We start from the raw sequence: 11,961 nt of genomic DNA on the forward strand, positions 1-11,961 counted from the left end.
GATGACAATTTACGAGATGAAAGCAGTCAATCCAGCAGGGCAGGAGGTCTCCTTAGAGCAATATAAGGGAAAAGTCATACTGATTGCGAACACAGCGAGCAAATGCGGGTTGACTCCACAATATGGAGAGCTTCAGAAGCTCTATGATCAGTATCAGGCTCAGGGCTTAGAAGTTCTTGGGTTTCCGTGTAATCAATTTGGTGCACAGGAGCCTGGAACGAGTGAAGAGGCAGCTTCATTCTGCCAGATCAACTATGGTGTTACCTTCCCTGTCTTTGCTAAAGTAGATGTGAATGGGGAAGCGGCAGATCCATTATTCCGTTACTTAAAGAAGGAGCAACCCGGTGATTCACCAGATGGGGAAATCGTATGGAATTTCACGAAATTTCTAGTGGATCGCAACGGCAAGGTGGCTGCTCGGTTTGAGCCGAAAGAAGCACCTGAAGTTATGAAGGAAGCCATTGAATCGCTGCTTGGATAACTCGTTTATACAGTTAAACTTAGCTATTAGGATAACCACTGGATTGAGGCTTTACGCCTTGATCCGGTGGTTTTTTATGTCGGTGCGATATATCACACTATGATTGTGAAAATGTGAACAAAGTGTAGAAATTAACGAATGTCTCTTGCAATGTGAAATTTATCACACTATAATGAATAACAAGAAGCTAAGGTGAAATTTTTCACAATATCTTCGAATATGAAGCATGATTGTGTAGGAAGACGACCATATTAAACAAGTACAGATCCATCCCGAGGAGGAACCAATCATGAAAGTAGCAGTAATCGGATGTACACATGCCGGAACGGCAGCCATAGTTAACACAGCTAATCTTTATCCTGATGCTGAGATTACCGTGTATGAACGCAATGATAATATCTCTTTTTTGTCTTGTGGTATTGCTCTTTATGTAGGTGGCGTTGTGAAGGATCCGGATGGATTGTTCTATTCATCCCCAGAGAAACTTGCTGAACTTGGTGTGAACACCAAGATGCTTCATGAAGTTATATCGGTGGATACAGACAAAAAGACGTTGCAGGTACGTCGTATGGAGACAGGGGAAACCTTTGAGGACACTTTTGATAAGCTGATTGTGACGACAGGCTCATGGCCGATTGTGCCTAAGCTGGATGGAATTGAACTTGATAATGTATTGCTCTCCAAGAACTACAGCCATTCGAATACGATTATTGATAAAGCTAAGCAAGCCAAGCATATTACCGTTGTTGGGGCAGGCTATATAGGAGTAGAGCTAGTAGAGGCTTTCGAGGCCAATGGCAAACAGGTAACACTGATTGACAGCGCAGATCGTATACTGAATAAGTACTTGGATGCGGAATTCAGCGATAAGATTGAAGATGCATTCCGAGCAAAAGGTATTGAACTTGCACTCAATCAGACGGTTAAATCTTTCCAAGGTCAAGATGGAAAGGTCAACCGTGTGATTACAGATAAGGGTGAGATTGAAACCGATCTGGTTATTCTATGTATCGGATTCCGCCCTAACACAGAATTGCTAAAAGGCCAAGTAGATATGCTTCCGAATGGCGCGATCATTGTAGATAAATATATGCAGACGAGTAAGAAGGACGTGTATGCGGCTGGAGACAGTTGTTCCGTTCACTATAACCCAACAGGGAAGAATACGTATATTCCTCTTGCGACGAATGCTGTCCGGATGGGAACGCTCGTGGCCCGGAATCTGGTGCAGCCAACAACCGAGTATTTGGGAACTCAAGGAACCTCGGGATTGAAAATATATAACCTAAACATTGCTTCAACTGGGCTAACAGAAGGAGCTTGTGCAGATGAGAATATGGATGTGGATACCGTCACGATCACGGATCATTACCGGCCGGAGTTCATGCCGACCTTTGAATCGGTAACCTTAAAGGTTGTGTTTGAGAAAAATAGTCGTAGAATGGTTGGTGCCCAGATCATTTCGGAGACAGATCTAACACAATCGATGAATACCTTGTCGGTATGTATCCAGAATAAAATGACCATTGACCAGCTGGCATTTGTAGATTTCTTCTTCCAACCGCATTACAATAAACCTTGGAACTTCCTCAATTCTGCCGGACTTGCAGCGTTGCCTGAAGTGAAGAGTAAGAGTGAACAATTAAGTCATGCGTAATCGACATTTTTAAGGTTAATGCACCATAAAATCGTATAATTCGCTTTAAAGCCTCCCTGTAAAGGGGGGCTTTTTTGTCTTTTTGGCAGGTATATGGAAGGATATGGAGAAAACATTATTTAAGCTATAGAGAAGAGAAGCTAATGTTGGAGGGATACGAAACGATGACAATACGCAGAATGATCATCATAACAGCGGCTATATGCGGATTAATACTGACAGCAGCATGCTCGAATGATAATCAACCAGATTCTTTTAAAGAGACCTTAACGACGACAATGACACAGAATAATAAAGGTGAGCAGGTGGAGGAACCGAATGAGCCGAATCGTGAATCAGAGAATATGGATTCCATCCTAACTGAAGTCCAGTCGAAGACAATAGAAGAACCTTCAGATCAACCAGCCAGTCTGGGTGAATGGCTTAATTATCATGGCATGATTATTCGAGTCGATTCGATCAGGGAATCAGCCGGGGACGACTACTTGAAGCCACAGGAAGGAAATGTCCTGAAGGTATTTGATATTACCGTGGTTAACACAGGAGACAAGGAGCAGGTCGTGTCCTCAGCCCTCTCGTTTAGTTTATCGGATGACCGTGGTCAGACGCACATGCCTGTAGTGACTTCTGATATTAAACAGAGTCTTGACGGCGTTGTTGCACCGAATCAGGTGCTGCGAGGGGAAATTCCTTATGAAGTCAGCAAGAACGCCAAGGATTTGAAGCTGACCTTTGCGATTCCGTTATTGGAGGGAGAAGCGGTTTGGTCTCTTGATTAATGAATATAAGGCCGACCTTGAACAAAGGGACCATTCCAGCACATGTGTGCTTTTGGAACGGTCCCTTTGTTAATTGTAGAGAGATAAGAGGTTTACTCCCCTTCCTCCGATTCGTTTTTACCTAGTCTGCTGTTTCGATACCCGTAAGCTGCGTAAATAATAACACCAATCAATAGCCAAATGATAAAGCCGATCCAAGTGATCGTCTGTAGTGTTGTTAGCAGGTAGACACAGCTTATTGCAGCGATTAACGGCAGCCATGGAACAAAAGGCACACGGAAGGTGCGCTTTAGATCTGGATGGGTTTTGCGCAGAACGATGATCCCGAGCGATACAGAAATAAAGGCAAATAATGTGCCGATGCTTGTCAGGTCGGCTAGGTGACCAAGTGGAACCAAGCCGGAGAACAAGGCGACGGCAATACCCGTTACCCAAGTGCTGAATTTCGGAGACTGGGTTTTCGGGTCAACAGAACTCATTTTTTTAGGAAGTAATCCGTCACGACCCAGTGAATACAGTAGTCTGGATTGTCCATACATCACGCCCATAAGAACGGTAGTCAGACCGGCGACTGCGCCAAGGGAGATGAAATAAGACATCCAGTCTTGCTGGATATACAGAAGTGCAAACGCGACGGGATCTTTCACGTTTAGCAGATTATAGGGTACAAGTCCGGTAAGCACTGCTGTAACAGCCACATACAAAATGGACACGATAACGAGGGATCCTATAATGCCAATGGGGAGATTTTTCTGTGGTTGTTTAACCTCCTCCGCTGCGGTAGCAATAACATCAAAACCGACATATGCCAAGAAGGCAATTGCAGCACCCGTCACCACCCCTTCGAATCCGAAAGGCATGAAAGGTGTCCAGTTATCTGGTTTAACGAAGAATGCCCCAACGACGATAAATAGGAGAACAACAGAAACCTTGAGATATACCATGAACGTGTTCAGACGTGTCGATTCCTTAGCACCTCGGGATATGATCCAAGCAATGGTCAATGCAATCAGGATGGCTGGTATGTCGATGTAGGTTCCCTCTGCTGGATTAAAAGCACTGCTGATAGCCTTCGGCAGATGGATACCGAATCCAGACAATATGCCCTGAATGTATCCGGACCAACTACTGGCGACAAGTGCACTGGCAAAGCCATATTCTAATATGAGATCCCAGCCTAGAATCCAAGCGGCACCTTCACCGAATGTAGAGTAGCTGTAGGTATAGGCACTCCCTGATACAGGTACAGTTGATGCGAACTCTGCGTAGCATAACGCGCAGAATACACAGACAATGCCTGCCAGTATAAACGAGAGAATGAGTCCTGGGCCTGCGTGAGTAGCGGCTGTGACACCTGTTAGTACAAAAATACCCGTTCCCACAATCGAGCCTACACCAAGGACGATGAGGTCCATAGCACCCAGTTGTTTTTTTAAAGAAGAACGAACTTCTCCGCCGTGCAGCACGGGGATCGGCTTCTTGCGAAGCAGCTTGTGTTTCAAACTCATAAATGGAGTCTCCTAGATGTTTATTTAGATAGATTTCCCGATGTATGACCCATCCATTCCGTCATTATAATGAAAAAGAAAACTCATTTAAAGCCATAAAGCGTAGAAGTGCTGAGCCGATGCAGGAAACAACAGAAACGTGACATAGTTTACGTTCGAAAATTTTCGTCTGCGTTACAATGAAAACAAACGATAAAATTTATGAAAATACAGAGCATATGTTTTTACAGGATACAAAGTCAAAAGTGATAGAGGGGATAGAGAGATGGCATTTTATAAGCCGCAACAGATTGCAGAAATCACTGTGGAAAATGGCGTTAAAAAAGCGCATAATCCGCTTTTAACTGTACTCATTCTTGGCTTCTTAGCTGGAGCATTTATAGCGCTCGGTTTTTTGCTTGATATACGAGTCATCGCTGGCGCGCCCAAGGAGTGGGGGAGCATTGCTGGGTTTATCGGAGCAGCGGTGTTTCCAGTTGGTCTTATCTTGGTGCTACTTGCTGGAGGTGAGCTGCTTACAGGTAATATGATGGCGGTGTCGCTGGCCAAGATATCCAAGCGTATTACTTGGGGCGAAGTCTTTAAGAATCTAACGCTGATTACAATCAGTAACTTTGCAGGCGCGCTTTTTGTTGCTTATTTCTTTGGGCATGTGGTTGGACTGACGAGCAGTGGTGTCTATCTGGATAAGCTCGTGGATATGGCAGGACATAAGCTCGATGATAGCTTCCTGCAGGCGTTTATTTCAGGGATTGGTTGTAACTGGCTTGTTGCGCTCGCAGTGTGGCTATCTTACGGATCTGATTCGATGAGCGGCAAAATTCTTGGAATTTGGTTCCCGACCATGGCCTTCGTAGCGATTGGATTTCAGCACGTAGTGGCGAATATGTTCTTGATCCCTGCAGCGATCTTTGAAGGTTATTTCAGCTGGGGAGAATATGTTATGAACTTTATTCCTGTGTGGTTAGGTAATTTGACGGGAGGAGCCGTGTTCGTTGCACTGGCTTACTGGGCTGTGTACCTGAAGGACGGTAAACCGGAAGCAAAGACGCAGCTTACTGAGGTACCCGCTTATAATAAAGCTGGGGCTCAAACAAGCGAAATGACTCAGAAGCGTGCTTAACTTTTATATCAATTTATCATCGAAATAAAACAAATTAGCCATGCCGGTTTCGGGGGAAGAAACTCGGCATGGCTAATTTTTTTGGGAGTGGTCCATGATACGGCAAGAAGAGAAAGGGTCTGGGTTCCTCTTCGTTGCTCTTGATACGAACTTACCCGGCTGGCTAGGGGATGAAACATATAATGAATAATATTTACATAAAAGTTGGATGTTTTTAACGTCGTATTCACTTTACGAGAAGAGTCTTCCCGTTTTAAGATAAAGGAATCGATGCAGCTAGGAGGGTTAACGGAATGATTCATGAAGAGAATGGTGTATTTCCGGCGGTATGTCCACTGGATTGTCCGGATACTTGCGGCCTGTTGCTGCATAAAGAGAACGGGAAGATTGTGAAGGTGGCCGGGAATCCGGATCATCCGGTTACAAAGGGTGCGATCTGCAATAAGGTTCGAAATATGGCGGAGCGGGTGTACCACCCGGAACGACTTCAATATCCTTTGCGCCGGGTAGGGCCGAAGGGAGAAGGGGTTTTTGAACGGATTAGCTGGGACGAAGCTATCACAGAAATTACAGATCGCTTTAAGTCATTATCCGAAGAGTATGGTTCTGAGAGCATTCTGCCTTATAGTTTTTATGGCAATATGGGCGTCCTGAGTGTGGATGGAATGGATCGGCGTTTCTTTAACGCACTTGGCTCAAGCAAGCTGAAGCAGAGTATTTGCAATTCTGCCGGTACGGCAGGCTGGACATCCGTGATGGGTATTAACGGGGGAACGTTACCGGAGGAGACCATTCATGCAGATATGATTATCGTCTGGGGTGCTAATATCGTAAGTACGAATATGCATCAAGTGATACTAGCCGAGAAGGCCCGCAAGAATGGGGCTAAGGTGGTCGTAATCGATGTGCATCGAAACCAGACAGGCCAGTGGGCGGATTGGTTCATTCCTCTTCACCCAGGTACAGATACCGCGCTTGCCGTAGGGTTGATGCATATTTTGTTCCGCGATGGTCTTGTGAATGAGACATTTATGGAGCAGTACACTGTGGGACATGAAGAGCTTAGTCAGCATGTTCAACAATATACACCTGAGTATGTTTCGTCTATTACAGGGGTACCAGCTGAGCAGATTGAGCAATTAGCTGAAATGTATGGTCGTGCAGAAGCGGCTTATATCCATATTGGGAATGGGCTCCAACATCATGATAATGGTGGGATGGCTGTGCGTAGCATAGCATGTCTTCCGGCAATTACAGGGCACTGGTTAAAAACAGGCGGTGGCGCTTCGAAGTCAAACGGTGGATATAACAGTATGAATAGCGATGCACTAGAGCGGCCTGATCTGCGCCCCAATCCCGAAGCGCGTACGATTAATATGAACCGAATTGGCGAGGCGCTTGCCTTGACAGATAATCCGGTGAAGGGACTGTTTGTTTATTGTAGTAATCCACTCGTCGTAGCACCGGATACAGAGCGCGTTCGTACCGGATTTTCACGTGAGGACCTGTTTACTGTTGTCCATGAATTATTTATGACAGATACAGCCATGTATGCTGATATCGTGCTGCCAGCTACTTCTTCATTTGAGAATACGGATGTCTTCGGCTCCTATTGGCATCAGTATATTCAATTGCAAGAACCGGTTATTGCGCCTATTGGCGAGAGTAAGAGCAATGTAGAGTTATTTTCCCTTTTGGGACAAGCCATGGGATTTAATGAAGCTGCATTTGCTGAGAGTGAAGAAGATATGATTGCTCGAGCATTGGATTACCCAGATAATCCGTATTTAAACGGAGTGACACTCAGCGGATTGAAGGAACATCGTCATGTGAAGCTGGATATGTCTCCATATGCCTCATATCTGGATAATTTACCAACGGCCTCCGGCCGAATTGAGTTGTACTCAGCAAGCTTAGAAGCTGCTGGGCTCCCCCCGTTACCTACCTATGTACCATTAAAAGAAGGATACGATGGAGTCCGCCGAGGCCGAGGACATAAGTATCCACTCATGTTCATTTCTCCACCGAATCATAATTTTCTGAATTCGACGTTTGCGAATGTTCCTAAGCATCAGAAGCTGGAAAAAGAACCTTTCCTGCAAATTCACCCAGAAGATGCTGCGGAGAGAAAAATTGAAGATGGTATGTGGATAACTGTATACAATGACCGGGGTACCTTTGAGGTGCGAGCTAAGGTAACAGATAAAATGCTCCCTGGTACCGTTGTAAGCCAGGGTCTGTGGTGGGAAGGAGAAAGTCGAAAACAGCGGGCGAATGCCCTTACTTCTGATCGGTTGTCTGATCTTGGAGAAGGAGCGACATTCTTTTCGACGGTGGTAGAGGTTAAACTGAAAGATTGAAGGAACTAAATATGAGTACTTACGAAAGATTCGTTTCGCTTGAATAGGACTTAGTAACTGGAATAAAGTTGAAAAATAGAGGCTGCCTTATAGGTCAATAAGACCTACATGGCAGTTTTTTTATTTTGATAAAATTTTATACTTTTATAACATTTTCCTGCCGAAGTATAAAAAATCGGGCTTTTATTATATAGTTTCAATATATTTCCAAAGGTAGAATGATATTAGGTCAAATGCAAACGATTAGTAATGGAGTGGAAACGCATTCAGAGAATCGCTGCGCATTATATCATTTTACGGGAGGAAGAAGATGCCACAATCTACAGCGGGACAGCAGCAAACACCGATTTCCCGGCAGCCAAAGGTCCATAACAAGAGTTTCTTGAAACGCTTAATGAAGCAATGGGATGTTCAGCTTATGGTCATTCCAGGAATTGTTCTGGTTTTCATTTTTGCCTATCTGCCGATGTACGGTGTAATTACCGGATTTATGGATTACAGCATATTTACAGGTTCACGGATTTTTGAGAACCCATGGGTTGGTTTTAAACATTTCGAAGCATTTTTTAATGCTCCTGAGTTTGAGAGGATTATTCGGAATACGATTGTTATCAGTTTACTTAAATTTTTCATCGGTTTTCCGGCACCGATTATCCTAGCACTCTTATTGAATGAAGTTCGTCATATGTTTTTCAAAAGAATAATCCAGTCGATTACATACCTGCCTCACTTTTTGTCTTGGGTTATTGTCGCGGGATTTGTCATGGCAATGTTATCCACAGAGAACGGTAGTGTTAATATGCTGCTTCAGAGTGTGGGGGCCATCGATGAACCGATCAACTTCCTTTCTATTAAGGAATATTTCTGGTCAATCCTGATTTCGGCCAACGTATGGAAAGAGATTGGATTTAACTCGATTGTATATCTTGCAGCCATAGCTAGTATTGATCCATCTCTGTATGAAGCTGCAGACATTGACGGGGCTAGCAAGACAAAGCAGATTTACTTGATTACAGTTCCTTCTATCATGCCAGTTGTTATTATTTTCATGATTCTGGCCATTGGTAACTTGCTCAATGCAGGTTTCGAAGATATCTTGCTCTTGGCTTCCAATCCTGTACTGAGGCCGGTAGCTGATGTTGTTGATACATATGTCTACCGAGTCGGTCTAGGTTCAAATCGCTATTCTTACGGGGTTGCGATTGGATTGTTCAAAGCAGTCATCAGCATAGTACTGCTTACGATCGCGAACTATGTGGCCCGAAGATCAGGTAACAGTCTATGGTAATTATCAGTAGCCTTCAGGAGGTACAGCATGCTAAAGAGAATTAGTCTTGGTGACAAGATCATGATTATCACGATCTATGTATTACTTACTTTACTGGCCTTTTCTGCACTTTATCCGTTCTGGAATGCAATTGCCGTATCCTTTAATCAGGGTGTGGACACGGCTAAAGGCGGAATTACCTTCTGGCCTCGAGAATTCACATTGGAGAATTACAAAATCATATTGGATGATGAGCGATTGGGTAATGGATTTTTTATATCCATTAGTCGGACTATAATCGGAACCGCAACTTCGATACTAATGACTGCCATCTTGGCATTCGGAATGACTCGTAGTTATTTGATCGGCCGGAATTTCTATATGGTGTTCTTTGTATTCACAATGTACTTTGCGGGAGGATTGATTCCGACTTATCTCCTAATTCGTTCACTTGGTTTGATGAACAGCTTCTGGGTGTTTATTATTCCGTCCTTAGTTAGTGTGTGGAACATGATTATATTCCGAACTTTCTTTAGAGGTCTCCCTGCTGGGTTGGAAGAGTCAGCTAGTATTGATGGCTGCAGCAACTGGGGAATGTTCTTCCGGATTATACTTCCGCTGTCTGGTCCGGTTATCGCAACCCTATCGTTGTTCACAGCGGTAGGCCACTGGAACGATTGGTTCCTTCCAAGCATCTATATCACTACTGAAAGTTTATTGCCAATACAGACGATTTTAAGGCAGACGCTGAATGCCAATATTGTAACGAATTCGAATGCCATACTTGATAGTGCTTCGGTAATGTTAATGAACCGATCCAAACAAATTACATCAAAGTCACTCACAATGGCGATGATGATTGTGGCCACCTTGCCAATCGTTCTTGTATATCCTTTTGTACAGAAGTACTTCGTAAAAGGTGTTCTTGTAGGATCGCTGAAAGAGTAATTTTACGTACGGTTTAAGGCGAATAGCTTTGAACATATATATTTTTAGAATGAGAGGGGTTTAGTAAATGAGAAAGACAAGAAAGTCTTTACTGTTGATGGTTTCACTGATCATGGTACTGGCTACTGCTCTTGCCGGATGCGGTAAAGCTGACCCAGCACCAGCACCAGCACCAACCAAAGATAATGGGGAGACAGTAAAAGAGACTCCACCAGCAGATTCTTCTGGAGACAAGTGGGTACTTGGTGAGAAGCCACTTCAATTTACAGCTTATGCTCACTATGAAGGAATAGACTTTCCTAAATGGGAGAGCGTTCCGCTCGGTAAGTACTTGAGTGATGAGAAACAAGTGAAAATTGATGTAATTGCGGCTAATGGAGCTCATAAGCAAAAGTTGAGTGCAATGATTGCATCTGACGATCTACCAGATCTGATCTGGACAGACCGTGATGAGCCAATGATTCTAAGTCTTCAAAAAGAAGGTAAGCTCGTTGCATTTGATCCTTACCTCGATAAATATCCGAACTTAAAAACATGGATGGGCGATCTGGATTTGCTTCGCGCTGAAGATGGAAAGATCTACAGATTCCCTAACTGGTATTCATCCAATCCTTATGGTACTGCAGGTTATGTAGTTAACAAGAAAATTTATGATGAGCTAGGTAAGCCAGCACTTGAAACAACTGAAGATTTGTATAACTACTTGAAGATGGTTAAAGACAAGTATGGCGATACAATCGTTCCGTTCGAGCCGCACCGTGCACAAGATAGACAAGGGCTTGGTCTGTTGTATACGGCATTTGGAGAGCAAGTAAGCTATTCAAACTTAAAAGCAAATCTGCTTGCTGTTCCTAAAGATGGCAAACTTACATCATTACTTACAGATCCAACATTCCGTGAAGCACAGAAGTACATCGCTAAGCTCTACAGAGAAAAACTGATTTCTCAAGATGCATTTAGCCAAACAGAAGATATGGTTAAAGAAAAAGTAATGACTGGTCGAGTGGCTGTATTTGCGGGTTCAAGCCCGACGGATATCGCAGCAAAAGCACAGATCGAATTAACGAAAGACGATCCAGATGGCGGTTATTTCATGATTTGGCCAATTCATAAGCCAGGATTGGATAAGAACAAAATTACAGCAGGTACTTACACAAGCTTTGGATGGAACGCTGCACATATTACGACTGCAGCTGAAGATCCAGAGGCAATCTTCGCATTCCTTGACTGGATGACAGGTCCTGAAGGTATGAACGTTCAATTCTTCGGTCCAGAAGGCAAGAACTGGAAAGGTTTCGATGAGAATGGTCAACCAAACTTCACAGAGAACTATGATAGAGAAGAAGTAACAAAAATCTCTGCTGAGAACAGCCCATGGCAGATCGTAGGTAATACAAGTTACATCGACCCTGCTAAGTGGAAGTACATGGAGAGCCTTCCTGAAGAAGAACAGCAGTGGGAAGTGCGTTACCAACAAACAGTTACTTGGCCGACACAATTAAACGTTACTGAATTTGTTGGCCTTGATGCACCTCCAAACTCAGATGAAGATATTATTGGTAAATCTGTGGATGAATTGTTCCTAGAGATTTATGCTAAATCCGTTATGGCGAAGAGTGATGAAGAAGTAGATCAAATCCTTGATCAAGGAAACAAAGATCTTATGGATCTGGGTTACCAACAGCTTCTTGATTTCCGTACAGAAAAGTGGCAGGCAAACCTTGCAAAAATGAAAAAGTAATCTTGTAATCGAATAAAGTATTTAACCATCCCAAGGAGTTCAATCTACTCTTTGGGATGGTTCTTTTTTAAGAGCTCTTGCCCTGGTATATGTATCC

Annotated in this window: 9 protein-coding genes; 8 read left to right on the top strand and 1 reads right to left on the bottom strand. The window is 43.7% G+C overall.

Annotation, left to right across the window (positions count from 1 at the left end):
* The first annotated feature begins 1 nt into the window (after position 1).
* The 3 genes from AC3WJJ_RS20400 (at position 2) to AC3WJJ_RS20410 (ending at position 2,917) form a co-directional block, all read left to right on the top strand.
* A complete protein-coding gene (locus tag AC3WJJ_RS20400; RefSeq protein ID WP_492543501.1) occupies positions 2-481 on the top strand; it encodes a glutathione peroxidase in 480 nt (159 codons plus the stop codon).
* Positions 482-770: 289 nt separating this feature from the next.
* The gene (locus AC3WJJ_RS20405; RefSeq protein WP_492543502.1) at positions 771-2,138 is read left to right on the top strand and encodes an FAD-dependent oxidoreductase; all 1,368 of its coding nucleotides are present in this window, start codon (positions 771-773) and stop codon (positions 2,136-2,138) included.
* Between the two features lie 164 nt (positions 2,139-2,302).
* Positions 2,303-2,917 carry a DUF4352 domain-containing protein gene (locus AC3WJJ_RS20410; protein WP_492543503.1) on the top strand — a complete coding sequence of 205 codons (615 nt, stop codon included), beginning with the start codon at positions 2,303-2,305 and terminating at the stop codon, positions 2,915-2,917.
* A 92-nt stretch (positions 2,918-3,009) separates the two neighbouring features.
* On the opposite strand, the gene AC3WJJ_RS20415 is transcribed toward AC3WJJ_RS20410, so the two are convergent.
* Entirely contained in the window at positions 3,010-4,425 is a 1,416-nt protein-coding gene (locus tag AC3WJJ_RS20415) for an amino acid permease (RefSeq protein WP_492543504.1), read from the bottom strand.
* A 265-nt stretch (positions 4,426-4,690) separates the two neighbouring features.
* Here AC3WJJ_RS20415 and AC3WJJ_RS20420 point away from each other — a divergent pair, with 265 nt between their 5' ends.
* From AC3WJJ_RS20420 to AC3WJJ_RS20440, 5 genes are all read left to right on the top strand, one after another.
* Positions 4,691-5,548 carry a formate/nitrite transporter family protein gene (locus AC3WJJ_RS20420; RefSeq protein ID WP_492543505.1) on the top strand — a complete coding sequence of 286 codons (858 nt, stop codon included), beginning with the start codon at positions 4,691-4,693 and terminating at the stop codon, positions 5,546-5,548.
* Between the two features lie 293 nt (positions 5,549-5,841).
* Positions 5,842-7,908 carry a molybdopterin-containing oxidoreductase family protein gene (locus tag AC3WJJ_RS20425; protein WP_492543506.1) on the top strand — a complete coding sequence of 689 codons (2,067 nt, stop codon included), beginning with the start codon at positions 5,842-5,844 and terminating at the stop codon, positions 7,906-7,908.
* Positions 7,909-8,302: 394 nt separating this feature from the next.
* Positions 8,303-9,196, top strand: a complete 894-nt coding sequence (locus AC3WJJ_RS20430) for an ABC transporter permease (RefSeq protein ID WP_492543622.1) — start codon at positions 8,303-8,305, stop codon at positions 9,194-9,196.
* Positions 9,197-9,223: 27 nt separating this feature from the next.
* Positions 9,224-10,123 carry a carbohydrate ABC transporter permease gene (locus AC3WJJ_RS20435; RefSeq protein WP_492543507.1) on the top strand — a complete coding sequence of 300 codons (900 nt, stop codon included), beginning with the start codon at positions 9,224-9,226 and terminating at the stop codon, positions 10,121-10,123.
* 67 nt (positions 10,124-10,190) lie between these two features.
* Positions 10,191-11,864, top strand: coding sequence for an extracellular solute-binding protein (locus tag AC3WJJ_RS20440; RefSeq protein ID WP_492543508.1), 1,674 nt, complete (start codon positions 10,191-10,193; stop codon positions 11,862-11,864).
* Positions 11,865-11,961 lie beyond the last annotated feature (97 nt).

The organism is Paenibacillus sp. FW507-14B1B (assembly GCF_058781425.1).

What these genes read in the sequence shown, in the direction of transcription:
- AC3WJJ_RS20400 (WP_492543501.1), top strand. Translation starts at nt 2, where the DNA reads ATGACAATTTACGAGATGAAAGCAGTCAATCCAGCAGGGCAGGAGGTC.
- AC3WJJ_RS20405 (WP_492543502.1), top strand. Translation starts at nt 771, where the DNA reads ATGAAAGTAGCAGTAATCGGATGTACACATGCCGGAACGGCAGCCATA.
- AC3WJJ_RS20410 (WP_492543503.1), top strand. Translation starts at nt 2,303, where the DNA reads ATGACAATACGCAGAATGATCATCATAACAGCGGCTATATGCGGATTA.
- AC3WJJ_RS20415 (WP_492543504.1), bottom strand. Translation starts at nt 4,425, where the DNA reads ATGAGTTTGAAACACAAGCTGCTTCGCAAGAAGCCGATCCCCGTGCTG.
- AC3WJJ_RS20420 (WP_492543505.1), top strand. Translation starts at nt 4,691, where the DNA reads ATGGCATTTTATAAGCCGCAACAGATTGCAGAAATCACTGTGGAAAAT.
- AC3WJJ_RS20425 (WP_492543506.1), top strand. Translation starts at nt 5,842, where the DNA reads ATGATTCATGAAGAGAATGGTGTATTTCCGGCGGTATGTCCACTGGAT.
- AC3WJJ_RS20430 (WP_492543622.1), top strand. Translation starts at nt 8,303, where the DNA reads ATGAAGCAATGGGATGTTCAGCTTATGGTCATTCCAGGAATTGTTCTG.
- AC3WJJ_RS20435 (WP_492543507.1), top strand. Translation starts at nt 9,224, where the DNA reads ATGCTAAAGAGAATTAGTCTTGGTGACAAGATCATGATTATCACGATC.
- AC3WJJ_RS20440 (WP_492543508.1), top strand. Translation starts at nt 10,191, where the DNA reads ATGAGAAAGACAAGAAAGTCTTTACTGTTGATGGTTTCACTGATCATG.